Source organism: Candidatus Termitispirillum reticulitermitis (assembly GCF_054655775.1).
This window is the reverse complement of record NZ_BAAIHG010000001.1, coordinates 34,401-58,679: the sequence shown is the minus strand read 5'-3', so window position 1 is coordinate 58,679 and position 24,279 is coordinate 34,401. Positions and strand designations below refer to the sequence as shown.

At 43.7% G+C, this 24,279-nt stretch carries 31 protein-coding genes and 1 tRNA gene; 13 read left to right on the top strand and 19 right to left on the bottom strand.

What is annotated here, in order from left to right:
* Window positions 1-131: 131 nt before the first annotated feature.
* From AC1MDJ_RS00340 to AC1MDJ_RS00330, 3 genes are read right to left on the bottom strand one after another with little or no spacing between them, the layout of a single operon-like run.
* Window positions 132-989: a hypothetical protein gene (locus AC1MDJ_RS00340; RefSeq protein WP_479688962.1), complete on the bottom strand. Its 858-nt coding sequence runs from the start codon at window positions 987-989 to the stop codon at window positions 132-134.
* 51 nt (window positions 990-1,040) lie between these two features.
* A complete protein-coding gene (locus AC1MDJ_RS00335; RefSeq protein ID WP_479688961.1) occupies window positions 1,041-3,554 on the bottom strand; it encodes a [protein-PII] uridylyltransferase family protein in 2,514 nt (837 codons plus the stop codon).
* Entirely contained in the window at window positions 3,526-4,776 is a 1,251-nt protein-coding gene (locus AC1MDJ_RS00330) for a NapC/NirT family cytochrome c (RefSeq protein WP_479688960.1), read from the bottom strand. Before AC1MDJ_RS00330 ends, AC1MDJ_RS00335 begins: the two co-directional genes overlap by 29 nt.
* 201 nt (window positions 4,777-4,977) lie before the next feature.
* On the opposite strand from AC1MDJ_RS00330, the gene abiEi reads away from it, so the two are divergent.
* From abiEi to AC1MDJ_RS00315, 3 genes are read left to right on the top strand one after another with little or no spacing between them, the layout of a single operon-like run.
* A complete protein-coding gene (abiEi, locus tag AC1MDJ_RS00325) occupies window positions 4,978-5,514 on the top strand; it encodes a type IV toxin-antitoxin system AbiEi family antitoxin (RefSeq protein ID WP_479688959.1) in 537 nt (178 codons plus the stop codon).
* Window positions 5,501-6,346 carry a nucleotidyl transferase AbiEii/AbiGii toxin family protein gene (locus AC1MDJ_RS00320; protein ID WP_479688958.1) on the top strand — a complete coding sequence of 282 codons (846 nt, stop codon included), beginning with the start codon at window positions 5,501-5,503 and terminating at the stop codon, window positions 6,344-6,346. The genes abiEi and AC1MDJ_RS00320 overlap by 14 nt, the downstream gene beginning before the upstream one ends.
* 16 nt (window positions 6,347-6,362) lie before the next feature.
* Window positions 6,363-7,862, top strand: coding sequence for a phosphoethanolamine transferase (locus AC1MDJ_RS00315; protein ID WP_479688957.1), 1,500 nt, complete (start codon window positions 6,363-6,365; stop codon window positions 7,860-7,862).
* On the opposite strand, the gene AC1MDJ_RS00310 is transcribed toward AC1MDJ_RS00315, so the two are convergent.
* The 4 genes from AC1MDJ_RS00310 to AC1MDJ_RS00295 all read right to left on the bottom strand — a co-directional run bounded on the left by AC1MDJ_RS00310 (window position 7,863) and on the right by AC1MDJ_RS00295 (window position 9,228).
* Window positions 7,863-8,117, bottom strand: a complete 255-nt coding sequence (locus AC1MDJ_RS00310; protein ID WP_479688956.1) for a GNAT family N-acetyltransferase — start codon at window positions 8,115-8,117, stop codon at window positions 7,863-7,865.
* A gap of 127 nt (window positions 8,118-8,244) precedes the next feature.
* Window positions 8,245-8,541 (bottom strand): type II toxin-antitoxin system TacA family antitoxin, encoded by a 297-nt coding sequence (locus tag AC1MDJ_RS00305; protein WP_479688955.1) that lies wholly within the window; start codon window positions 8,539-8,541, stop codon window positions 8,245-8,247.
* Between the two features lie 125 nt (window positions 8,542-8,666).
* Window positions 8,667-8,801, bottom strand: coding sequence for a hypothetical protein (locus AC1MDJ_RS00300; protein ID WP_479688954.1), 135 nt, complete (start codon window positions 8,799-8,801; stop codon window positions 8,667-8,669).
* 136 nt (window positions 8,802-8,937) lie between these two features.
* Window positions 8,938-9,228: a hypothetical protein gene (locus tag AC1MDJ_RS00295; RefSeq protein WP_479688953.1), complete on the bottom strand. Its 291-nt coding sequence runs from the start codon at window positions 9,226-9,228 to the stop codon at window positions 8,938-8,940.
* A 153-nt stretch (window positions 9,229-9,381) separates the two neighbouring features.
* Here AC1MDJ_RS00295 and AC1MDJ_RS00290 point away from each other — a divergent pair.
* From AC1MDJ_RS00290 to AC1MDJ_RS00270, 5 genes are all read left to right on the top strand, one after another.
* Window positions 9,382-9,455 (top strand) — tRNA-Pro (locus AC1MDJ_RS00290).
* Window positions 9,456-9,475: 20 nt separating this feature from the next.
* On the top strand, window positions 9,476-10,114 hold the full coding sequence (locus tag AC1MDJ_RS00285) for an MBL fold metallo-hydrolase (protein WP_479688952.1): 639 nt from the start codon (window positions 9,476-9,478) through the stop codon (window positions 10,112-10,114).
* A complete protein-coding gene (locus AC1MDJ_RS00280; RefSeq protein WP_479688951.1) occupies window positions 10,114-12,507 on the top strand; it encodes a TIGR03960 family B12-binding radical SAM protein in 2,394 nt (797 codons plus the stop codon). Before AC1MDJ_RS00285 ends, AC1MDJ_RS00280 begins: the two co-directional genes overlap by 1 nt.
* A 5-nt stretch (window positions 12,508-12,512) precedes the next feature.
* Window positions 12,513-13,301, top strand: a complete 789-nt coding sequence (locus tag AC1MDJ_RS00275; RefSeq protein ID WP_479688950.1) for a TIGR02757 family protein — start codon at window positions 12,513-12,515, stop codon at window positions 13,299-13,301.
* A complete protein-coding gene (locus AC1MDJ_RS00270; RefSeq protein WP_479688949.1) occupies window positions 13,270-14,154 on the top strand; it encodes an Rpn family recombination-promoting nuclease/putative transposase in 885 nt (294 codons plus the stop codon). The genes AC1MDJ_RS00275 and AC1MDJ_RS00270 overlap by 32 nt, the downstream gene beginning before the upstream one ends.
* Before the next feature lie 106 nt (window positions 14,155-14,260).
* On the opposite strand, the gene AC1MDJ_RS00265 is transcribed toward AC1MDJ_RS00270, so the two are convergent.
* From AC1MDJ_RS00265 to AC1MDJ_RS00225, 9 genes are all read right to left on the bottom strand, one after another.
* On the bottom strand, window positions 14,261-14,596 hold the full coding sequence (locus AC1MDJ_RS00265) for an NINE protein (protein WP_479688948.1): 336 nt from the start codon (window positions 14,594-14,596) through the stop codon (window positions 14,261-14,263).
* Window positions 14,597-14,607: 11 nt separating this feature from the next.
* Window positions 14,608-14,904, bottom strand: coding sequence for a virulence RhuM family protein (locus tag AC1MDJ_RS00260; RefSeq protein WP_479688947.1), 297 nt, complete (start codon window positions 14,902-14,904; stop codon window positions 14,608-14,610).
* Window positions 14,901-15,080, bottom strand: coding sequence for a hypothetical protein (locus tag AC1MDJ_RS00255; RefSeq protein ID WP_479688946.1), 180 nt, complete (start codon window positions 15,078-15,080; stop codon window positions 14,901-14,903). Before AC1MDJ_RS00255 ends, AC1MDJ_RS00260 begins: the two co-directional genes overlap by 4 nt.
* 36 nt (window positions 15,081-15,116) lie before the next feature.
* Window positions 15,117-15,281 carry a hypothetical protein gene (locus AC1MDJ_RS00250; protein WP_479688945.1) on the bottom strand — a complete coding sequence of 55 codons (165 nt, stop codon included), beginning with the start codon at window positions 15,279-15,281 and terminating at the stop codon, window positions 15,117-15,119.
* A 50-nt stretch (window positions 15,282-15,331) separates the two neighbouring features.
* Window positions 15,332-16,069 carry a precorrin-4 C(11)-methyltransferase gene (gene cobM, locus AC1MDJ_RS00245; RefSeq protein WP_479688944.1) on the bottom strand — a complete coding sequence of 246 codons (738 nt, stop codon included), beginning with the start codon at window positions 16,067-16,069 and terminating at the stop codon, window positions 15,332-15,334.
* Complete coding sequence (locus tag AC1MDJ_RS00240) at window positions 16,066-16,938, bottom strand: DUF2156 domain-containing protein (RefSeq protein ID WP_479688943.1); 873 nt, start codon at window positions 16,936-16,938, stop codon at window positions 16,066-16,068. Before AC1MDJ_RS00240 ends, cobM begins: the two co-directional genes overlap by 4 nt.
* 36 nt (window positions 16,939-16,974) lie before the next feature.
* The gene (locus AC1MDJ_RS00235; RefSeq protein WP_479688942.1) at window positions 16,975-17,421 is read right to left on the bottom strand and encodes a PaaI family thioesterase; all 447 of its coding nucleotides are present in this window, start codon (window positions 17,419-17,421) and stop codon (window positions 16,975-16,977) included.
* Between the two features lie 84 nt (window positions 17,422-17,505).
* Window positions 17,506-18,246: an Rpn family recombination-promoting nuclease/putative transposase gene (locus tag AC1MDJ_RS00230; RefSeq protein WP_479688941.1), complete on the bottom strand. Its 741-nt coding sequence runs from the start codon at window positions 18,244-18,246 to the stop codon at window positions 17,506-17,508.
* Window positions 18,247-18,474: 228 nt separating this feature from the next.
* Window positions 18,475-18,705 (bottom strand): helix-turn-helix domain-containing protein, encoded by a 231-nt coding sequence (locus tag AC1MDJ_RS00225; protein WP_479688940.1) that lies wholly within the window; start codon window positions 18,703-18,705, stop codon window positions 18,475-18,477.
* A gap of 126 nt (window positions 18,706-18,831) precedes the next feature.
* On the opposite strand from AC1MDJ_RS00225, the gene AC1MDJ_RS00220 reads away from it, so the two are divergent.
* The 5 genes from AC1MDJ_RS00220 to AC1MDJ_RS00200 all read left to right on the top strand — a co-directional run bounded on the left by AC1MDJ_RS00220 (window position 18,832) and on the right by AC1MDJ_RS00200 (window position 22,493).
* Window positions 18,832-19,032: an LITAF-like zinc ribbon domain-containing protein gene (locus AC1MDJ_RS00220; RefSeq protein ID WP_479688939.1), complete on the top strand. Its 201-nt coding sequence runs from the start codon at window positions 18,832-18,834 to the stop codon at window positions 19,030-19,032.
* Complete coding sequence (locus tag AC1MDJ_RS00215) at window positions 19,025-19,501, top strand: phospholipase D-like domain-containing protein (protein ID WP_479688938.1); 477 nt, start codon at window positions 19,025-19,027, stop codon at window positions 19,499-19,501. The genes AC1MDJ_RS00220 and AC1MDJ_RS00215 overlap by 8 nt, the downstream gene beginning before the upstream one ends.
* A gap of 227 nt (window positions 19,502-19,728) precedes the next feature.
* The gene (locus AC1MDJ_RS00210; protein WP_479688937.1) at window positions 19,729-20,766 is read left to right on the top strand and encodes a PD-(D/E)XK nuclease family protein; all 1,038 of its coding nucleotides are present in this window, start codon (window positions 19,729-19,731) and stop codon (window positions 20,764-20,766) included.
* 150 nt (window positions 20,767-20,916) lie between these two features.
* Window positions 20,917-21,660: a toxin-antitoxin system YwqK family antitoxin gene (locus tag AC1MDJ_RS00205; protein WP_479688936.1), complete on the top strand. Its 744-nt coding sequence runs from the start codon at window positions 20,917-20,919 to the stop codon at window positions 21,658-21,660.
* 65 nt (window positions 21,661-21,725) lie between these two features.
* Window positions 21,726-22,493, top strand: a complete 768-nt coding sequence (locus tag AC1MDJ_RS00200; RefSeq protein ID WP_479688935.1) for a toxin-antitoxin system YwqK family antitoxin — start codon at window positions 21,726-21,728, stop codon at window positions 22,491-22,493.
* Window positions 22,494-22,534: 41 nt separating this feature from the next.
* On the opposite strand, the gene AC1MDJ_RS00195 is transcribed toward AC1MDJ_RS00200, so the two are convergent.
* From AC1MDJ_RS00195 to AC1MDJ_RS00185, 3 genes are all read right to left on the bottom strand, one after another.
* A complete protein-coding gene (locus AC1MDJ_RS00195) occupies window positions 22,535-22,822 on the bottom strand; it encodes a hypothetical protein (protein ID WP_479688934.1) in 288 nt (95 codons plus the stop codon).
* A gap of 219 nt (window positions 22,823-23,041) precedes the next feature.
* On the bottom strand, window positions 23,042-23,983 hold the full coding sequence (locus AC1MDJ_RS00190; RefSeq protein WP_479688933.1) for a sigma-54-dependent transcriptional regulator: 942 nt from the start codon (window positions 23,981-23,983) through the stop codon (window positions 23,042-23,044).
* A 5-nt stretch (window positions 23,984-23,988) separates the two neighbouring features.
* The gene (locus tag AC1MDJ_RS00185; RefSeq protein ID WP_479688932.1) at window positions 23,989-24,189 is read right to left on the bottom strand and encodes a heavy-metal-associated domain-containing protein; all 201 of its coding nucleotides are present in this window, start codon (window positions 24,187-24,189) and stop codon (window positions 23,989-23,991) included.
* Between the last annotated feature and the right edge of the window lie 90 nt (window positions 24,190-24,279).

Below are 24,279 nucleotides of genomic sequence, written 5' to 3'. Positions count from 1 at the left end.
AAGCTAGCAAATCAGCTAGACTGCCAAACTAACTGGTTCAGATAGTGGACTTGTAGAATGATTATCTCTCGTGCCTGTTCATTAACTCTATCAGCTTTTTATTTGGTTTTTTAGGGTGTGCCAGCCTGTATTCAATAATAAAACATTCCCTTATACTCCTCCACAATCTCCCATTTAGAAAACCCTAATGCCCGTATTGCGTTTTTGCGTGAGAGTGCCTCCCAGTCCAGCTGTTTCAGCCGAGCCAATGCTTGTGGCGTTTTAGCTGTGAAAAAGTAGAACTGGTCGCTACTGTTGAATATCCTGTCCTTTATAAACGCATAATCATCTCGCGTGAATATGCGGCTATACTCTTTATGCCCCTGTGCATAGACTGCCAGCTGCCAATCAAAGTCAAGATACTTCCTAGTGCCAGCTGTTGCATTATGCCTATAAAGAGCAAAATCGGGGTGTGTTGTGGGCGGATTGCAACGTAGCCTAATATCTGTAAGCGGCATTTTGTGAGTAGTCCATATTTGGAACACCGCACGCAGTTTGAACTCTTCTCCATTGCAGGTGAAACTATCCTCTGGCAAAGCTTCGTTGTAGATAAGTTTTGCCGTGCGGATAATCTTGCTTTGTGCCGAATACCTGATAAATGTAAGGGGGAGGATAAAGGCAACGCATTTTGACACAGGTAGCAGTTTATTGATAAACTGCGCGGCTAGTGCTCCTTTGCCACCAAACGGCGGGTTGCCTAGCGTGATATAGTCGCTACGCTCAAATGTAGTCATTTTAAGCACATTACGCTGCTCAATGCCCGCCCCTTCAGGGGCTATATCGTAGGCAGTGCATTGAAAGCCACTAGATTTAATCAATTCAACAAATACGCCACTGCCAGCAGACGGCTCTAAAAACACATCTTCACTGCCGACAGACACAAGTCGCATGAGCGTCTTAAAACAATCTCCTGCTACAGCGGGTTTAGTATAAAACTTATCATAGAGCATAGGGGGTATGATAGCATAGTTAATCAATTAGAGGGCTATATTAGCTCTGTTTCAATTAAGTTTTCTTAACAATTCTGCCTCTAAACTAGCGGACAGAGCATTAGTCAGCCTGCCACCAGCCTTATCAGCTACCAAGAATGAGTCTATAAGCGTGTAAGCTGATGTTGATATTTTAGCTGTCTTCACGCCTATGCTGAAATGCTCAAACACACATAAAATATCGTATAGCGCACCCACCCTATCAGCAGCAAACACATCTACCATAGTGCCACGCCGCGTGAGAACGTTGTCAATTTTAATCTCCGTTTTAACCCCAACCTTGCGGTTATAGGCTGCGATGGCTTTAGCCTTAAACACACCTCCCCTAGCAAACTTAGGCGCATACTCAACGCTTGTCAGTGCAGACATCACGTCTGTTCTAATCTTTTGCTGCCAATCGCTGTTGCCAGCGTCTAAATCAAATTCACTTGCGGTAAAGTCCACCATATCAATGACTATACCGCTCTTAGGGGTATAAATATCTGCACTCAATATGCTACAGTTATTGCAACTGAGCGCACCCGCTATGCGCCTCAACAGCCCCTCTCGGTCGTTAGCACACACGAACAACCGCCAGCATTGAAGAGTTGGGAGCGCAACTAGCTCTATGCGCGGGGTGTCCATAAATTCCTGCGTCATTCTGGCATAACGGTTCAATATATCTAGTGGCAACATATAGAGTGTCTCATCGTCTATATCTGACGCAACCTGCAAATGTCCCCGTTTTGCCCGCGCTACCTCGCGAAATGCTTCCTCGTCGTCCTGATAGGCAAAGATCTCTTTACACCTAGCATATAGCGATTGAAGCCTATCAGCTACCCAGCCAGTCGCCTTGCCTGTGCCTAATGCGTTTATGTCGGCGTATGTTAATATATAAAGCAAATCAAGCTCCAGTGGGGTGTTCAGCAGACTCTTGAAACGCAAGACCTCATCGCGGACGTTTATATCGCGTCTCTGAGCGAAAAATGACATCTGTATATGCTGGCGGATTACATTTGCCACCGTCCGCGTCTCCAGCTCATCGTATCCAAGCTGGGGCAACAGTTTTAATGCGAGCCTATACCCCCTTTCCGTATGCTCTTCGCCAGTCTTGCCAACATCATGCAACAGCACCGCCAGTCCCAGCAAATCTTTACGTGCCAGTGCTCGCAAAGTATCGCTAAACATAGCACATAATGGGTTTGATACATTTGCTATCCCATCAATAGTTTCTAATGCAACCAATGTATGCTCGTCTATTGTATATTGATGATACGAATTATATTGTATGCGATAGCGGATAGCCGCAAACTCTGGTATGAACGCAGTTATCAGTCCAAACTCCAGCAACATTCGCGCAATCTTGCCGCTATTGGGGAACATTCCTAGCAGCTCGCCGAACTGTTGCCCGTAAGCTAGTTTGTCCGTATCAGATAATATTAACCGTTGCCCCTTTAGCCGCTCTATAAGAGGCTGGTATATGGGGATATTCCGCTCGTAACTGCTCTTAATAAGCCTTAACAACATTTCAGGTTTATCTAAATCACCGCTCTTGACTATTAAATAACCATCATAGCTGAAAAGCCCTCCAGCTAATTTTCGCATAGTATGCGAACGCTCATTTGCGCTAGCCGACTTTACTATTATGCGGGACTCTATTGCCCTGATAACTTCATTAGATATTTCGTAGAGCCTATGCGCATGCATGTAGTATTCACGCATAAAGTTCTCTACCGCTCTGCCCACGTTGTCATCTATAAAGCCCAGTTTTTCTGCGAGTGCTTCCTGCTGCTCTCGTTTCAATATATCGTTCTTACGCTTGCCTAGTAGGTGCAAGTGCGCCCTAGTCTTGAATATAAATTCGCACGCAGTGGCAAACCCCTCATAAGATATATCAGACAGCTTGGCAGTTCCGTAGTGAACACGCGACAGCCACCAGATAACATTGATACTGCGTAGCCCCCCGCGCCCCTCTTTAACATTAGGTTCTAGCAGATAAATGCTGTCAGTTGCGTTATTCCCCTGTCTGCGCGTTTCGTAAATCTTGGCTATAGTGAAATTAAACTTCCCCTTGACTACAATTTGTGCATTGATTATCTGCTGAAACTCATCAAAAAACGCTCTGTTGCCTGCTATAAATAGATTATCAATATATGCCGTGCGAAGTATTACATCATCCTTTATTGACACAGAAATCTCTTGCAAATCAGCAAACTGAATACTTGGGCGCACCCCGCTGTCCCATAGCCCCGCTGTAAATGTCCTGATAAATTGTTCTTGGGTAGGGCTTAAAGCACCCCTATGGATAATTAACAGGTCAAAGTCGGAGTTTGGAAATAATTGTCTGCGGGCATAACCACCGAGTGCTGATATAGCAAGTTCACTAATACTATCTGCAATATTACCAACGCCCCAACTGGTAGCTACCAGCTCATCCGCCGCCAGCGACAGCTGCTCCATCAACCCATAGACGCTGATAGCACCAGAGCTGAAGTCGGCTAATGCTTTGCCACGTATGTCACTGCTGGCTGTAGAGTTCGCGGTCAAAATCCTTCTGCAGTTTGTCCAGTTTATCAAACACTGCACTTACATAGTCGGGGTTGTGAACACCGCGACTGCCGTCCTTCAAGATTAAATCAAAGGTTGTTTCATATTTAGCTAGTATTGCTAACTTTTCAGCGTTCATACGTTTCCTGCTAGGCATATTATCACGTAGGAACTTTATAGCCTTGTCTGAACGCTCATCAAAATCAGCCTGCCAGTCAGTCATCATATCCCCATAGCCTTCGCTGTGGCAACTGTTGCAGTCCTCCTTTTTAGGATGTTCAAACGGGTCGGCATGGCAGCTTTGACAGCCTAAATCACGCATATACCAGCGGGCAGAGGGACTGTCCCTACCCGCCTTAGTCTTCACATGTTTTGACTTCCACTCTATAGTCTTATCCGCAAGCTCTTTGTCGCCAATTACCCCCTCTTGCAAGGCTACTTGGTTCACGTGGCAACGCTCGCAGTCGTCATTAGCCACAGGCTCGGCGCCGTCTTTGTCGCGCTTTTCATCGTGGCAGGTGAAACAGGTCTGCATGTTTAACTTCGCCTTATATTCACCGCTGTGGGCAACTTTCACGTGACACGTGGCGCAGTTCACCCCCTGTGCGATGTGCATAGCGTGGTTAGGCTCTACACCCGCACGGACAGGGCTGTTCTCTATATCAATCAAATTATACTGCTGTCTAAAGCTGGGGTTGACCACTGCATCAAGCTCACGCATAGCAACGCCACCAAAGGTCATGAATATATCCTTGCGGTTATCCTCGTTGGCGGAGTCGCTATGGCAGTGCATACAAACGATGGCTTTGGTTAAGTCCCTATTCAGTTCAGCGTGCTGCAACCGCTCTAATTTTTCATCTTTGTTAAGGTATACGTGCATAGCTAAGTCATACAGACCGCCCATCTTTGCACCCATATAGCCAAGTGCACCGGGTTGCGAGCTGTGGCAGTCAAGACATTCAACATTATTGAGCGAGTGGACGTTTTTGCTCCAAGTGTGATACTCGGAAAAGGGTCCCGTCTCCTGCTGAGGGTGGCAGAGTTTGCAGAAAGTAGGCATACTGGTCAAATGCAAGGCTTCATATAATAATACAGCATAAAATACCGCGCACACACACACTATAAGCAATGTCCAAAGCGGATGAGACTTGACAAAAGCCCAGACGAGCTTTAATGCCCAGAAAAACAACGCCTTTACCTTGCTCCACAAGCTGCTCAACATACGCCTCCCCACACTACTTGACTATCAATATAACACATCTTAAAAGTTTGTCTAGTGAAAACGTTGACTATGAAATTCGTTGATTAAAGGATAACAATATGACCTTTTCGTTCCGCATGCCCTCCACAGAAGAGATAGTTCTGCACTAACATAACTAATAGGTTGACAAAAAATAACAAAAAGTGTTATCTTGTGTTCACTATGCAACCTATTAAGAGATTGACTGCTGTTTTAGACACCATTGCAGATGAGGGGCACTATATCTTCAATGTGGCTGATTTTGTGCCTATATTTGCTGATATTAGTATAGCCTCCTTGCGCAATCTGTTTAGCAGAGCAGTCAAGTGCGGGCTACTAGTGCGGATGTGTCGCAATGTGTATCTATACCCAAAGGTTAAATATAGACGTGGATTTGAGCTGTACCATGTTGCCGCCCGTCTACGTGAAAACGCTCTCTGCTACCTAACTATGGAGAGTGTCCTCAGCGAGGCGGGATTCATATCTCAACTGCCACTAGGACACATCACACTAATGACTAACGGACGTTCTGGTGTTATATCGTGCGGAGTTTGGGGCAATATTGAGTTTATACACACAAAGCGTAGCATTGAAAGCCTCGCTAATGACCTAACCTACGACGCCCGCTATGGACTATGGCGTGCGAATGAGTCACTAGCTATAAAGGATATGCAGTTTGCTAAACGTCCGACAATGGAGCTAGTTAATGAATATGTTTGACAAGATTATTGACACTGCTTTAGAAAACGCAAAAGATTATGTAACGCTCCGCCCCGTCGTTGAAAAGGAACTGCTACACATTGACGTATTGAGCGAGATGAACAGGCAGGGGCTATTAGCAGGGCTTACATTTATCGGGGGCACGTGCTTGCGCAAATGCTACGGTTCTGAACGATTGAGTGAAGACCTTGACTTCACAGGCGGGTTAGACTTCACAAAAGGGCAGCTTGCCACCCTAACCCCAGCACTAGCAGAACGATTCCTTAAAAAATATGGGCTGTCAGCTGATGTCACAGAACCTGTCCGTGAGACTGGGGACACTGATACGTGGAAAATAAAGGTGATTATGCAGCAATCACGCCCTGATATACCCGCACAGAGGATAAACATTGACATCTGCAAGCTACCAAGCTACGAACGCAGACCAATGATGTTAAAAAATCAATATGGAATCGAAACTGGCACATCTGGATTGATTTTATACGCAGAAAGTCTTGAAGAGATATTAGCAGATAAACTAATCGCCATCGCATTCCGCCCAAACAGGGTGAAAAATCGCGATGTATGGGATATACTATGGCTATCACGTCAAAACATCAAACTGAATAAAAGCCTATTAGAGAAAAAAGTTGCTGACAGGGGAAAAGCCTACAACACGTTCCTAGCCATTTATCGGGAACGTGTCAATGCCCTTCCCGCCCAGCATAAAGAGTTTCTCTTTGAAATGAAACGGTTTTTATCTCCCGCCACCTTTACAAGTGGCGATAGCAGCCTGAATAGCCCTACCTTGTGGGAATATATAGTCCTAATGTTGCAGGAAATGAAAATTTGATATATTCTTGCAACTTATGAAAAAATACCCCTACCTGTCATTTATCCTGCTGATAACGCTTGTATATAGCTGTATATGCAACTCTATATACTACGGCGCACTGCTTGATGGGCATAAATTCGTTATTGCTTTTGTGCTGTCGTTTTTCGCCTCCCTGCCATACTGGTATTTTATAGGGCTGTTTAGGGCACTATTCTACCTGTTGCTACCGCTAACCTTTATATTCAGTGCAGTAGCGACCTACTTTGTAAAGGTGCATAACGCTGAAATAAGCAAGATGTCAGTCATTGCCATTGTTGAAACCAACCCGCACGAGGCTATAGATGTTATTGATAAGACGCTCGTCAGCTACGTTATAATAGCCATAATCTTATCAGCAGTGTGCTTATACGCACGCACCAAGCTAAAACGTCCGCCATTGCAACATAATATAGTAGTGTTAACATTAGCATTACTATTTGCGTTAGCTTATAATTTTTTCAAACCCGAATATCTACACCACTCCAACTATTCAATGCCTTATGTGATGTGGAATGCCACCCATAAAGGGATAAAGCGACATATTGAGCTTAAAAACATAAAACGCATAGCCTTGACAGATGTGGCTACATTTGAGCGCAAAGACGACTCGCCATTGACGGTTGTTTTTGTTATAGGCGAATCGCTACGTTCCGACCACTTGCACATAAACGGCTACGAGCGCAACACTACGCCGTATTTAGATAAATCAGAGGCTGTTGCATATAAAGATGCCATCGCCTGTGCCGCATCCACCAGTCTATCGGTGCCCTGTATGCTGACTAGGGCAAACAACATACACGATGACAGCTGGTCTAATGAAACATCGTTTGTTTCTATATTTAAGTCTCTCGGTTTTGAAACGTGGTGGCTCAGCAACCAGTATAACTTCAGGGCAAGTGAGAGCACCACTGCACTGATAGCGGCGGAGGCTGACCACATATTCCGCCATAAGAACAGCATCATTTGGGGTGCAAAAACGCTAGACACCGACCTAGCACCCTATATTAAAGATGCCCTTGCGACACCTGCCAGCAAAAAGCTGATTATGGTGCATACTTATGGTAGCCACTGGCACTTTGACAGCAAATATATGGCGGAGGATGCTTATTTTAAGCCGTATTGTGAGAATAAAGAACTATCTGAATGTTCGCAAGAGGCGTTAGTCAACTCTTACGACAATAGCGTTCGTGCAACGGATAAATTCTTTGGCGAGCTATTCCTTATGCTAGCTAACGAAAGGGCTATAGTCATATACGCATCAGACCACGGCTCTGAATTAGACAACAAGGAAATCCTTAACCGCTCGTCAAAAGACGTGCTCAATGTGCCTATAATAGTGTGGTTCTCCCCTGCCCTACGGCAAGACGCACGCTATAAGAACGTTGTCAAAAATAGTTCTAAAAAGATTGACCATAGCTATCTGTTCCACTCAACAACAGACTGTGCTGGGATAGAATCAAACATTATAGACAAGGGACGTAGCGTGTGCAGGTAGTTATGGTATTTCAGCCACTGGCAGATAAAACCTATGTTCGTTTTTGCTTTCATCAAGCAGTTCAAAGCCATATTGCTTATAAAACAGGTCTGATTTTTCATCTTTAGAATCAACTACAACGCAATAACCGCCACCCTCTGCCGATAACGTTTTAACACGTTGCAGTGCGTCTCGCAAAAGTGCAGTGCCTACACCTTGACCCTTTGCTGATATATCACGAGCAAGTTTGCCAAGTAGCCAGCAGGGAATAAGCACTGCACATCCCACGTTTTATATCTTGGGTAATGAGGGTTTTGACGTAACGATTCAAGTCATTATTCTCACACTCAAACGATGAACGCTCAAAATGTGGTTCAAAAGTTCCTATAATCATAAAGTATGATTATCTATCGTGCCTGTTCATCAATTCTGTCAGCTTTTTATTTGGTTTTTTAGGGTGTGCCAGCCTGTATTCAATGCGTTCGTATGCTTCTGGGCTGATAAGCATAGTTTCCACCTCTGCCCTTGTAGCACTGACAGATTTAAGCACTCTTTCAGCCTTTTCCCTTGCTGACAGGATAAGAAAGCCTGAACGAGTTTGATTCATCGCCTTTGCCGCCATATCAATTACCGCTACGTCATAAGGGTCATCAAAACGTAGAGTCATAGCCTTTACTTGATTTGTTGCCACGCTTGCCATAAATATCTCCTCAATAAGATACCTACAAGATACCATAATAAAATCTAAATATCAACATGAAAAATCGCCCTCCCCATATAAGGCAGGGAGGGCAAAAAAGCAAAAACATCAACTTATTTGTTTTGTTAGAACGCTATACCAGCTCTAGCACCTAGTATAGCTCCGCTAACCTTTACTTCGTTGTCAAAATCATCTTTAAATTTTACGTTCACATACTGGGCAAATACGCCAGCTAGTAAATGTTTCCAGTAAACGTCCACACCCACTTCTAAGACAGGGGTAACTTCTATGCCAGAAGCATATGAGGTGTCAAGCATATAATTAGAAACATGTTTAAATTCATCATTAAAAACAGAAAAACCTATTCCGAGTGCTCCCCAAACATCAAGCCAGCTGTTAACAAGACGTATACTTGCCAGTCGGCACTTTAGTTTCTTGATAACTACTAGAATAGCCCAAACCCATCCCAATGTTCTCGGTAAAATACAAGTGCCAATCAACATTAAGCCCATCGCCCATATCAAAGTTTACTGATTCACCAGTAGAATCAGTAATCTTAGAATCAGGATATGAACCAGAACCTATGGTTAAGCTCCAGTCCCTGTTATTGCCCGCATTGTAGTCGCCAGCTGCCATAGCCAGCGGTGCGAACGCACATACCAACAAAAACACTAAAACTTTCTTCATCTCCATTACCTCCAAAACTTACTTTTTCAGTCCAGCATAACTCAAAAAAAAAAACAACAAGAAAAATGAGAGGAGGCTAATAAATATTGCAACTAAATGAGGAAACGAAAGTCTTGACATTTTTCGTTCCATATCGTATCATTACCCGATAATCGGGGCGTGGCGCAGACTGGTAGCGTACACCCTTGGGGTGGGTGGGGTCGCAGGTTCAAATCCTGTCGCCCCGATAATTTACTGGAGTATTATTGTGGATATAAATGTTATTCAACTTGCACCACTCGGTGCAAACTGTGTCATAGTTGCTGGCGACAGGGGCAGGGCTGTCATAGTTGACCCCGGCGGCGAGCCTGAAAAGGTGATAGACTTTATTACTGACAAAAAGTTCGTCCCGCAGCAGATTCTCCTCACGCACGGGCATTTTGACCACGTAGGCGGTGTGGCGGAACTGCAGAGACACTACAAAGTGCCTGTCTATATACACCCCAACGACAACCCTATATTAGCAACGGCAAAGGAATCAAACATCTACTTCGGACTTGATGAGTTTGAAATGCCCGAAAATGTAGAAGCTCTGGCAGATGGCGATATTATCCCAGTAGAAAACTTTGATTTAAGGGTTATCCATACGCCTGGGCACACTCCCGGGGGCGTCTGTTTCTACATACCCGACTACAACGTGTTGTTGTCGGGCGATACGCTATTTTATGGCTCAGTGGGGCGGACAGATTTACCATACAGCAACCCAACTGCACTCGTTCGTTCAATAACTAAACGGCTATACGCACTGCCTGACGACACGGTGGTAATCTCCGGACACGGTGAAAAGACCAGCATTGGTTTTGAGGCAGAACACAACGCATACGTTAGGCGTGAGACGGACGACTAGTGTCCCTTAACCTGCTGTCAGTGTCAAAGCCGCTACGCTACACGGGTGGCGAGCTGGGTATGCTCGTCAAAGAACCTGCTGGCAAGTTGCGGTTTTGTCTGATATTCCCAGATATTTATGAAATCGGTATGAGCCACCTAGGTTTCCGTATTCTATATACTAATCTAAACAGGAGCGAGTCTATCTATTGCGAGCGATTCTTTGCTCCGTGGCGCGATGCGATGGATAAATTTGGTGCGGCTCTTATGCTCAGCCTTGAAACGCACACGCCTATCAGCGATTTTGATATTGTAGGTTTCAGCTTTCAGTATGAGATGGCTTACACTACCGCATTGCAAACCTTAAAACTAGCAGGAGTTAGCCTACGTTGTAGCGAGCGTGGGGAGAATGAACCGCTTGTAATAGCGGGTGGCTGCTGCACGTATAACCCTGCACCACTTGCAGACTTCATAGATGTGTTTTTTATTGGCGAGATGGACGCCGCCCTTGTTCCTGCGCTGGAGAAACTACATAAGCTCCGTCAAGCCGGCGGCACTAGACGTGAACAGCTAGAGATGTTAGACAAATATCCGTTCACATATATTCCAAGTATCACCTCAAACAAAATAGCCAAACGGGAAATATACAAGGGCTTTCCAAGTGATACTGGGGCGGTTGCTCCGTTAGTGCCTACTATGCCGATTGTTCAAGACAGGCTCTCAGCGGAAATATCACGCGGTTGCTCTAATGGTTGCCGGTTCTGTCAAGCAGGTGTCATATACCGCCCTGTGCGTGAACGGGGAGTGGAAAATATCCACTGCGGGGTAATGGCACTGGTAGATGCGACTGGCGAACAAGAGGTGTCGCTTTTGAGCCTTGATAGCGGAGATTATTCACAGATAGAACCACTGTTAGACAGGCTTGGTTCTAGCCTAAATAGGCGGCACGTATCCCTTGCTCTCCCCTCTCTGCGGGCGGAGACCGTCAACCAAACGTTACTGGCAAAGGCGGGTATGGTGCGGAAGGGCGGTTTTACGATTGCTCCAGAGGCAGGAACGCAGCGGCTACGGGATATTATCAACAAAAATATTACTGAGGACGAGATATTAAACGCCGCAATCTACGCCAAACGAACGGCGTATAACGGCGTGAAGCTATACTTTATGTGCGGGTTGCCTTATGAAACGGATGAAGATTTGCTGGGCATAGCAGAACTTGTTAAAAAAATACGTTCTGTAACGCGCACAGGCAGGGGATTTGACATAACAGTTTCAGTGTCAAACTTTGTGCCTAAACCGCACACGCCGTTTGAGCGGTTCGGTATGGCGAGCCTAGCGGAACTGCAACGCAAACATTCGCTGATAAAAGGCGCATTATCAAAGGAGCGTGTAAAGCTGCGCTTTCACGATGCCCAGACAAGCATATTGGAGTGTGCCTTTACACGGGCGGACGACAGCATAAATGAGGTATTGGCGGGGGCGGTAGAATCGGACTTTTACCTTGATGCGTGGAGCGAATACTTTAGTGCAGAGCGGTGGGCAGCACTATTTGCCCAGTTTGATAAGACACCTGAAGAATATGCATGTAAAAATTACACTGATGATGAAAAACTGCCTTGGGCTAATATTAACTGCGGGGTTAGTGATGCTTGGCTAAAAAGCGAGCGGGACAAAGCGGCTCATGGGCAGGCGACCGGCGACTGTCGCAAGGATAAATGTTCTAGCTGTGGCGTGTGCGATTTTAAGGAGCTGGTGAATGTATCCGCCCCGCAAGAAAAGCCTCAACCAACCACAACTAACGGACGGGACAATATTAAACCGCACTATTTGCGCTATGTGTTACATTATAGTCGTGCAGATGTGGCGTCCTACATGTCGGCACTGGAATCTATCCGTATGTTTTCACATATCTTGCTATCAGCGGGCATTAGGTTGAAGTTTAGTGAGGGTTTTAATCCGCAGGCGCGGCTAGTGTTGCCCTGTCCGCTACCTGTGGGGGTAGCAGGGGAAAATGAAATGCTATTGTTTGAGGCAGAACAGCTACGTGTAAGTAACGAACTATTAGACGAGCTTAATAAGCGTGCCCTGTCAGGGCTGAAGTTCATATCTATAAAACCGGGCTGGCTTGCTAACCTATCAGATTTCCATGTCATATTTGCCTTTGATGAGGCTAGCTTTGACTATGTGTTATCTGCTATGACGAACGGGAGCGCATATTACGAGCGTAACGATAAAAAGGGCAATAAAAAGCGAATTAGCCTAACAGACTATCTAAAGAGTGTTGACAAGGGAGCGCGGACTATTGAAGTTGGGGTGACGAATATGGGCGGGTTTCATTTCCCCGACTTCTTCCGGTATGCGGGCTATGCGGGGCAGCCAGAAATCGTCAGAAAGAGAATTGAGCAAAAAGGATAAGACGCTTGGACACTAAAATATTCTGCGAATACCTATATAAAAAATACAATAATCAAAACTATATCCACACTGACCCAATCCGTTTCCCGCATACTTATGCGGGGGATAAGGAGTTTATAGCGTTCACAGCGGCGATGTTCGCCTACGGCAATGTCAAGGCGATGACTAACTTCTTACATAACTTTTTCACCGATTGCGGTGCAGACCCGCTAACATTAACAACTAATCCCACTAATCTAAAATACAGGTTTCAATCAACAAGTGATGTAGCTGACTACTGCACACTAATGCAACGTGTGTATATGGAACAAGGTAGCCTGAAAAACTTGCTTGATAAGGCTATAAAGGGCGGCGCGACTGCTCCGCTTGTAGCTGTTAGGGACGTTGTGTTGCGGTTGCGGGATTATGCGCCGAATGGCATAACGTTGGGGCTTAACTTCTTGCTATCAGTGCCAGACAAATCGGCATCTAAACGGCTATGGCTATTCCTAAGGTGGATGATACGGAGGGACGAAGTTGACTTCGGCTTGTGGGATAGCTTTAAGCCGTCTGCACTATCTATGCCACTTGATACGCATATAACCCGTTTTGCTACGCATTGTGGACTATTGCATGGCGAAAAAGGCAGTAGGGCGTTAGCTATAGTCAACAATTTTTTTAGGGATTTAACACCCGAAGACCCCGCTAAATATGACTTCGCTCTGACACGGCTGGGCATAGCTAACGGCTGTCAATATGAACGCTCGGCAATGTGCGAAAAGTGTGAGGATAGGAAGTATTGCGTGTTTATCTAAATCATCAGACCCCAAAATACTTATCAAGTACATAGTTGCTGTTTTTAATTTCCTTGCTGGCACTGACGTTGCCACGCCAGACGACATAGAACTCAACACATTAGAGAACGTTTTGTTTATGGATAGACGTAATGACTTGTCTTTTGTTATAGGGAAAGACAAGCTGGTTGTACTAGTGGAACATCAATCAACCGTCAACCACAATATGCCTTTGAGGTTTTTAGAGTATATTACCCGTGTATATGAGAAAATGATAGATAACGATAAACTCTATAAAGCAAAAAAGTTGACAATTCCTCGTCCAGAGTTTATAGTGTTATATAATGGTATTGATAAGATGCTAGATGAAAGCACGTTGAGGCTGTCTGATATGTTTAATATAGAGGCATTGACAACAGGTAAGGATAGGCAAGGCTTTTTAGAGCTAGAAGTTAAGGTGTTTAACGTAAATAACGGACGCAACAGTGCAATATTGGACAAATGTAGAGCCTTAAAACAATATGCGGGGTTTGTAGAGATGGCAAGAAAACACACAGAATACGTTGCTCCTGATAGCACAAATCCTTTAGAGCAAGCTATGGAAGCCGCAGTAAAGGAATGCATAGAAAAAGGAATATTGAAAGAGTTTCTAATAGAGAACTCTAAGGAGGTAATAAATATGCTTACAGCAGAGTTTAGCTTGGAAACAGCAAGAAGGGTATGGCGTGAAGAGGCTTTTGAGGAAGGGGAGGAAAGAGGCAAGCAGCAACTCTCTCAAGAATTGTTGTCCCTCCTTGAAAGTGGCGATATGGATGCATTAAGGCGTACTATTGCAAGTGGAGCTAAACTGAAAGATACGGACATAATAAGCTGATAATACTTATGTCCTATACAACAAAACAAGCCTGCCATGTTATGGCAGGCTATTATGGATATAAAACAGAGGCTATGGAACACAGTGTCAATCTAGTATGAACTCTTTAACCCTTTGAGGTAATAAGATTACCCTCTGCGTCCGTGAACTTGCCACAAACGATTAAAATAATGTCTATTAGAGACCAAATTCCAAGCCCACCAAGTGTAAGAAGTTTCAGAATGCCAGTCCCCACTTTGCCTACATAGAATCTGTCAACACCTAGCCAGCCTAAGAAAAGCGACAAGAGCAGTAGAGTGAGCCACCTAGAGTTGGTTTCTCCGCCACCACTATGTTTTTGCCGAACACCGCATTTAGGACAAAGTTCTGCCTCTTTCTTGATAATTGCTCCACAAGATGAGCAAAAAGACTCATCCGCTTGTTTTTGTTGAACTTCACTCATATCTGATTCCCTTAGCCTACCGATATGATTGCGTCAAGATTATAAAAATTAGTCTCTTTAGTTTGTGTTTTGCCTAATATAGCACCATGCAGAGTGGTTGTTTCCATTTTGGAAATAACCACTCTTTCATCAAGCTCCCCCTCTTCAAAAATATTTTTTAGGTGCTTGTTTATAGCAGGGATTTGCACGTTAAAAAGCACTGACATTGCCTTTTGCGTGAGCCATAGGGTTTCGTCCCTCACCACCACGTCTATCTTGACGTTTTCTTGCGGTGTGCTGTAGAGCAGAAATTGTAGTTCTTTATTCACGAATTACCCCCCCCCTCAATCTCCGTGCGCAGGACGTTCTCCCGTGTAACGATTTCTGCAATACGTGCATTCAGCTGAGTTATATCCACCGCCTCGCGCGTGTCGTTTGCTATGCGCCAAATAGTCGCATGCAGTGCGCTACGTTCAGTCTCTTTTTTGTTGTCTGCATTCGGCATTGCTACAAATCCTCCAAGTCAATCCTACACTAAGCGTCAACGAAAATCAAGGTGGTGACTTATGTTATTGATATGTAAAAGACTTGGCATAGCAAACGGCTGTAAATATGAACGCTCGGCGATGTGCGAAAAGTGCGGGAATAGGGAGCATTGCGTGTGTGTAAATCCTATTGTGCAAAGTGCGGGGTTTCTATTATGCATAATGCGGACTTTCTACTTTACTTTTTGCGGGATTACGGAATAAATGACAATTACTTTCTAAACTTGTGTGAAAAGTCCTGAGCGTATAGTCTTGATGGTGTCGCCAATCGTTTAGCAACAACTTCGCCTACTATCAGTATCGCATGCTCTGTTATGCCCGTTGCAAGCTCTGAGATGTTAGACAACGTGCCACGCACAACCTTTTCATCCGCCCAGCTAGCCCTATACACAACAGCTGCTGGCGTATCAGTCGCCCTGCCACAAGAGATTATCCGAGCCGTCAGCTCCTTTAACATTGACATTGACAGATACAGGCACAACGTGCCGCCAGCCTTTACGATATTCTCAAAGTTTTCTGGCACGGCAGTCCTGCCCGCATAGCGCGTAATAATAACCGTTTGCGATATATCAGGTAGCGTCAATTCGCACTTTAATGCAGCGGCGGCGGCAAAGAGCGAGGTGACCCCCGGTATAACCTCATAACTAATACCCGCCTCGTCTAGTAGCAGCATTTGTTCAAGGATTGCCCCATATATAGATGGCTCGCCCGTATGCAGACGTGCTACATCAGAACCAGCAACGTCAGCCGATTTCATTACACCTACTATCTCGCCCAGCGTCATAGTTGCGGAGTTGTAGATTTTCGCGTCTGTCTGACAATGCGTAAGCACATCAGGCGATACTAAACTGCCCGCCGTTATGACAACGGGACAATGCGACAATGCTTTATAGCCCTTTAGTGTAATTAGTTCGGGGTCGCCCGGACCCGCGCCTATGAAATATATCATTTTAAGCGCACTCTGTATTTATCGTTCATAATATCGGTAATATACGTTGACTTCGCCTGTTTAAGCCCCTCTTTACCTAAATCTTGCTCAAAATTCAAAAAGTCATATTTAGCCAGCTGTTGCGACTCTGCAAGGCTCATATACATGTGTGCATATATCCCCTTAAAACTTATGTTCCCCTTAGCAAAGTGCAACACAAACGTGTTGTCGTTCAGCTCCTCGCCTAAGAGCAAGCCAGATGGTTTCTCGCCACTGCCCGCATCGGCATAGTAAATCTGCCCTTTCAACCCCATCTCATCGCAACGCAAGAGTGCTTCTCTGCAAACCTCGTAATCGGTATCTTCTACAGGGTTTTCACTCAAGCGCAACCACTCGTCTAATATCGTCAGTGCATCCCGCTCTCCCGCACAGCTGTAAGGCTCATCCCTATGTGCATAAGTGCGATATTGCTTGACTAGGTTGCGTTTTTTGTGCAGGTATCTGCCCGGATAGGTCGCAATGCGCTCCCGTTTATAGACATAGTCAGAATCACCCACGTTAAAGCTATACGAATAAATGCTTTCAGGAAATATTGATAGGTCGCTTGCCGCAACGGGGAATAGTGAGAACCCCTCTGCCATCACCTCCCGTAGGATAGTCTCATTGCCAGCAGAGAGCGGAAAAAGTGGCATAACATAACGCTCGCCGTCGTAGGTAATGCCCTGCAAGAACATTAGCCCATCACGGCGCAAGATTCTATAGTCGTGCTGAGTGCGGAACAAATATAGATTGGCAAAACAGTATTCGCTAAATGGCGCATTTACTGCGCGGACAAGCTGAGCAAATTCCTGTTTATGTGCTAGTTCTAGTTTCTCTTCACTTAAAGTCATAGCAACAGTATAACAGGGGGGCTACTGATTTGCAAGCTATTTATAAATGCCGTCGTCTTCCCCTTTGATGTAGTAAATGCCGCGCCCGCTAGCAACAAGCTCTCGTTTGCCGTCCTTTTCAGTGAATATCTCGCCCGTGCCATGCACTACTGTCTTGCCACCCCTAAACAGATTGCCTTCGGCAAATAGAACATCGTCTAGTTGTGCAGGTTTATGATAGAAAGTAGATAGTTCTAGCGTAACAATTTTAAGTTTAAGCGTTCTAATAGCAACGCCGATTGCCGTGTCTAGCAGTGCGGCAGTAAGTCCTCCGTGTGCAATACCATAAGGATTAGAATATTCAGGCTTCATAGGTATCCTCAGACGTGCAAAGCCACTAGCCGTCTCCAATACCTCCATCCCAACAAAATTCAAAAACGGCACACTCTTATAGTGTTCTTTAATAAATACAGCCCAATCTTGCTCGTTAGAATTATCAGGCATAGCCAGCCCCCTCCCATTGAAACACAACGGGACTATATTAGCTTATTTTGACAAAAGGGTCAAGCGGAGCAACTATCCGAAAACTTATGATAGTTCAAGATGAGGCTGGTTTAGTTCTTTTAACTCGGCAAGTGAAAGCCCCGCGAGGTCTGCAACATCATATACGGAGTAGCCTTTCGCCAAGAGATTTTTGGCAACTTCTAGCTTACCTTGTAGCTCACCTCTCAGTAAGCCTATTTCAACGCCTTCTTCTAGCCAAACTTGTTGTGCCACGTTGAGGTCAAACTCTTCTGTCAACATGTTCATTACCTCCGTTGAATTATCAACTAAAAAATCCTTCAATATCCCCTTACTTATACATTCCCTTATTGCCCTTTCCATTGCCTCCGCTAATGCACCCTTGTCCCTGCTATTTATACCCTTTGTCTCTCGTTTAACTACCTCTATAAACTCTGCATAATCACCTAGTGTCTTACTACTACCCAATATGTCTTTGTTATGCCCGCTATTAACATTCAGCACCTTTACTTCTAGCTCCAATAAGGCTTTATCCTCTAGTCCCGCCTTAGCAAACAGAGAGGACAGTTTCTTTGTGTCTTTATCGGGTATATCCTCATTGCCATTATATAACACTATAAACTCTGGACGAGGAATTGTCAACATCCTACGTCTATATATTGCTTTGCTGTCTATGAGCTTTTCATAAACACGAGCGATATATATTAGTAGTCGTAAGGGCATATTCTCATCTATCGTTGACTGGTGCTCTATCAAGACGACTAACTTGTCCCCTATAACGAATGAAACATCGTTGCGGCGATTCATAAACAGAACTCTATCTAACGTGTTGATTATAACGCCGTCTGAAACGTTGTAATGCGCACCTGATATGGCATTATATAGCTCAACGAGCTTGTCCTATTCAGAGAACAGTTTTGTAAAGACACTATCCTTATATTCCCTGTTGGGGTTGTTGTCCGACATAATACGGGATACTATAACAAAAACGGGAAATGGTCAAGTATTATACATAGCTAGTAGTCAGCTTGACTTTTACTCCAATAAATCCTTATAGTCCACTTGCAGGGCGCATTTTATAGCTATAAGCTCCTCTAGCGATATGTGTCTGATGCCCGCCTCAATCTTTGCAAGTGTTCCACGTGATATGTCGCAGTCGGCAAGCTGCATTAAGGCGGCAAGTTTCTCCTGAGTCATACTCAGACCATTGCGGAAAGCCCGTATGCGACTACCAATACCCTTGTTGCTCTTTATTCCTTGTTTCATAAGTTATGAAACTATTTATGCTCTAATATCAGAACATATTGCTCCAGTTTTAGAGCAAAATTTCCTTGACAAGCCGAAAAATCGCATATATTATTGCTCTAAATATGGAGCAAAAGGAGATGCCTTATGAAATGTCCTAAGTGTAACGAAGAGGAAATGAATAGTTTTGTGGTTCAAAAACAAACAGGTTGTCTGGGTGTGCTAGGTCACCTACTTCTAGGGAGTTTTACGCTTGGAGCATGGTGGGTAATTCTACTATTGCGTGGAAGAAAAAGTAGCATAAAGCAGCTTTGCCCGAAATGTGGCTATGAAATAGTTAATGGCTAGAATACTATTGCTATGGTTATTCCTAATTTCGCCAACTTTAGCTAGTGAGGTACTGGGAATATACTTTACTCCCTCAAAGGACTGTGAAGATAGCATTGTATTGCACATTGACAGGGCATCTGTTGTTAATATTGCAGTGTATAGTATAAATAATGACGGCATTGTAGCGGCTATCAAGCGGGCACAAGAGCGTGGCGCAAAGGTGCAAGTTATAACAGATAGGCTTCAAGCTGCTGGCAGGTCGTCAAAAGTTGAAGAGTTAATATTAGCAGGCGTGCCCTTAAAAAAGCACAGAAAACATAAGATTGAACACAACAAATTTGCAGTGTTTGATGGCAGAATTGTTGTGACTGGCTCGTTTAACTGGACTAATCCTGCCAGTAATGCAAACTCGGAAAACTGCGTTTTCATAGAGGATAGTGATGAACGCTATTTACAAAGGTTTGAATATTTGTGGTCTATATATTAGAGCTTAAAAGCTAAATATTTGACAACTTGTAAGACATAGGCTATGATGTTTCAAACATTATTAGGAGGTAATAGGGCTGGTTTAAGGTTAATGGAACTTTTACTTATACTACTGTGCTTGGTGGCTCAAAAAGAGTATATAAGCTACAGCGTTGGAAAACAGATGATGAGAGCGGTGCTGTGAAATATATCGCTCCACAAAAGTAAAGGTATTATTGGAGGTGTCTTATGAATATATTTAAAGTCTTGGCTTCATACTCTGGTAGAGTGGACGAACGGAACGTCTCTGCTGTTTTAGCATATCTGTTAGACCCAACTGGCGACCACGGGCTAGGGAGTTGTTTTCTTAAAAAAATAACAGGATTGCTAGAACGTGAGCAATTTATGAAAAAATACTCAAAAAATCCGCGTGAGTATAAAGTTGAAGTATATGGAGAAGAACCATTAGATACATCTTTAACGGCTAGCAACAAAAATGAAAGACGTCTTGATGTGTGCGTGTGGTTCCGTGATAAAAACGGCAATTTGGAGTTTATTTTGGGTATAGAGAACAAAGTGCGCATAGACTCTATGATTGATAAACGTCAAATAGAAGATGAATTTGAAGGATTGAGAGAAAAAGCACGACAAGATAATTGCCAAATGTCGCTAATTCTAATATGTCCAGATAAAAGTAAAATGGTATGTGAAATTGAAGGTCGTTTGAAAGAACATTTTAACGTTATCTTGTGGAAATGTATTGCAAAAAAGCTGAAGGATATTTTACGCGAGGAGTCTACTGGGGAGATAGACCCAATATCTACAGAACTTCAATATCTATTAAAATCATTTATAGTCTTTATTGAAAACGGTTTTGAGAGTGAACCTCAGAAAGAAAAAATTGAGAGGCAAAACTACGGCAAACCAGTACGTGAATATATTAGAGAAGTTGCTGACAAGCTAGAAAAGAACAAAACTTATGAATTAAACTATGTGGCTGAAAGGGTGCGAGAAGCTATAAGAAAGGCTGTAAATAAAGAGATAAACGAATACACATTACTTCTTCAACTTCGTTGTAGCACAGTAAATAGTAAGGGTAGACGTGCAAGTCCTATAAACAACGAAAGTAAGGCAGTAGATGAAAAATTTAGTTTATTTTATCACCCAACAGATAAAGATGAGGAACATTTGATAAGGTTTGATAAGATTAGCTGTCCTAAAAATATAACGTTGTGGTGGTATGGAAACAAAACGGGAACTTCCTTATCTGAAGTGTTGAGTGAATGAATAATAACGCTACACTACCTTGTGAGCTGTTAGAGGTCAGCGCGATTGCTCCTTGTATTTGCGCAAGCGTTGCGCTGGGTTAGTTATAAGCAACGGTGTATACATTGAATTATCCAACTATGATTGGAATTCTATATAAGGAGAGTCACCATGAAAAAAATGTTGTCGTTTTTGGTATTATTTATTGCTGTGTTCTGCCAATACGTAAATGCAGAAGACGCTACATACGTAATAGGCAAAGACCTGTTTTGGAAAGGTAGGATAGACCTAATTGACAAAGACGGCAACCTGTTTACAGGTAATGGCAAACTTGTGTATCATACAGACAATGAATCCAGTATAATATCAAAATGGGAGGTGCCTCTAGCAAATGGAAAACGTAATGGCACAAGATATTTATATTATTCGAATGGGCGTAAGGGTAAAGAAGAATTTGTCAATGGAATAGGGAAAGGTAATAGCATATATGACTCTCAAGACCGTCTTGTGTTTAAGAGTTCAAACTATTCTGTGTCAGTTGGGCAATACTTGGCTGCAATGAGTTATTCTTATCACGATAGTGGTAAGCTCTCAAATGTTGTTCCACGTATTTTGGACAATACAACAAAAACCTATATCGGGTCGGGACTAGCAAAAAGATATTACGAAGATGGAAAACTACAGGGGGAGTACACATATGTAAATGGTAAGATAGAGGGATTATATAAACTCTACTATTCTAACGGACAAACGAAGTTCAAACTTACATACAAAAATGATGAGGCTATAAAAGGAGTATGCGTGAAGCCTAACAAAACAGAAATTCCACTCACTGAAGCTGAAATAATGAACTGGAATAATGGTGAACCTATTGGTGGCTGTATAACTGCTTTAGAAGCACTGCAATTAAAATAATGGCTGTTCCGCCACACTAGAAAGATTGGTTAGAAATTAAAAACAACCTAATAAGGAGGGTTATTATGAAAAAACTACGAGCATTTATCATTTTGATATTATTCACTGCTGTGTTCTGCCAATACGTAAATGCAGAAGACGCTACATACGTAATATACAAAGACCTGTTTTGGAAAGATAAAAGTAGGATAGACCTAATTGACAAAGACGGCAACCTATTTACAGGTAATGGCAAACTTGTCAGATATACAGACAACGATACTAGTAAGCCATTACAATGGGAAGTACCTCTAGTAAAAGGAAAACGTAATGGCACGGAATATGGCACAGGATATGGCTACCTTTCGGATGGGGAGAAGGATAAAGAAGAATTTGTCAATGGAATAAAGAAAGGTTATAACATATATGATGCTAATGACCGTCTTGTGTTTAAGCATTCAAACTATTCTGTGTCAGTTGAGGGATACTTGGCTGCAATAGAGTATCAATATCACGATAGTGGTAAGCTTTCATGGACTATTCCACATATCTTGGATAATACAACAGAAACCTATATCAGGTCGGGGCTGGCAAAAAGTTATGACGAAGATGGAAAACTAGATGGGGAGCTCACATATATAAACGGTAAGAGAGAGGGACTATATAAACTCTACTATCCTAACGGACAAACGAAGTTCAAATTTACATACAAAAATGATGAGGCTATAAAAGGAGTATGCGTAAAGCCTAACAAAACAGAAATTCCACTCACTGAAGCTGAAATAATGAACTGGAATAATGGCGGAGAGATTGATAACTGTATAACTGCTTTAGAAGAACTGCAATTAAAATGATGGCTGTTCTGCCTCAATAGACAATAAGCCCATCAACCCTTTTATGTTCTTGTTGTTGTTTTGTCAGACTTAGAGATGTTTTCAAGCATAGTCTTTACAGACTGCATATCTCCGCTGTTCATAAGCGACAAGAGCCTGTGCGACATTTCCTGTCTCTCTCTTTCGCGTCCCCGCTCAAAGCCTATTTCAACGCCTTCTTCTAGCCAAACTTGTTGTGCTACGTTGAGGTCAAACTCTTCTGTCAACATGTTCATTACCTCCGTTGAATTATCAACTAAAAAATCCTTCAATATCCCCTTACTTATACATTCCCTTATCGCCCTTTCCATTGCCTCCGCTAATGCACCCTTGTCCCTACTATTTATACCCTTTGTCTCCCGTTTAACTACCTCTATGAACTCTGCATAGTCCCCAAGTGTTCCGCTTGCTTTTAATACCTTGCCATTATGTCCTTTATTAACATTCAGTTAAACAAGACGTTCTTTAGGGTGTTGATTATAACACCGTCTGAGACGTTGTAATGCGCACCTGATATGGCATTATATAGCTCAACGAGCTTGTCCTACTTCCCCTTTAACCCCCTTTACCAGTTTTTTGAATGTATTTCGGGTAATGCCTAGCAGGGTGGCTGCGCGAGATATATTGCCGTTAGTGATTGACATCGCCGCCCGCAACAACGGCGGGAATACTAGCTCCTTATAGCTATCATACACATTAAACGTTTTCACCTGTTCTGCAACGCTCATAAACTCACTGGCTATGCGGAAAAGCTCTTCGCTCAGGTTTTCCCCGCTTTTAGATTGATAGCTAGGCACAGACACCCACAACGGCAGGCTCTGTGGCATTATCAGAGCAGTGCGTGAACGCTGAAAAGCATATTGAACAGCACTTTCTAACTCATATATATTGCCCGGCCATGAACATTCTAGCAACATTCTCATCGCCTCATCTGACAGCTTTTTGTTGGCACTGGATTCCGTGTTATATTTATTCATAAACGCTGATATTAGGAGCGGCACGTCGTCCTTGCGCTCCCTTAGGGGGATTAGTCGTATCTTTGAAACACTTAGCAGATTGTAAAGTTCAGAGGCAAATCGTTTATCCCGCGCCAGATGTTCTGCTCTGCCCGTGTGAGACGCTATCAGTCTGAAAGGGATGCCACCCGACCCAGACAAATGTCCTAATAGTAGATTTTGATTTTCTGGCAACAGCTCCGCTACCTCGTCCACATATAGCGTGCCACTACGCTGTAAGGCTAGGGCATCTCTAAACCCGTCTTCGCTGATATTAGCAGCCACCACTATAACAAAACCAGCCTCGTCGTTAGCCCTGCTACTCTTTTCGTGAAGCAATCGGGCACAGGCATTTTTGCCAGTGCCACGCTCCCCAGTTATTAGGACAGATACGTCTGTTTGTGCCACCTGTTCCAGCTGGGCAACGAGGCGACTCATTTTCTTGCTGGTGCTTAAAAACTCTATAGATTCAGACATTTTTGCTAGACAATATCGTAGCCCGCATCCTCTACTGCTACTTTCATCGCGTCCAGTGTGGCGTTTTCGGCATGCTCAACGGTTGCATTGTTCTTCTCTAGGCTGACACTTGCCGACCTCACCCCAGCGATACCTTCCAGTGCCTCTTTTACGTGTGCAACGCAGTGCTCACAGCTCATTCCGTTAATCTTTAGGACAGTTGTCATGCTCCACCCCCTCATACCTCTATTACGCAACATTATATGTCTAGTTTATGGCATTGTCAATACGACTACTTCATTTCTGCTTCCAACATT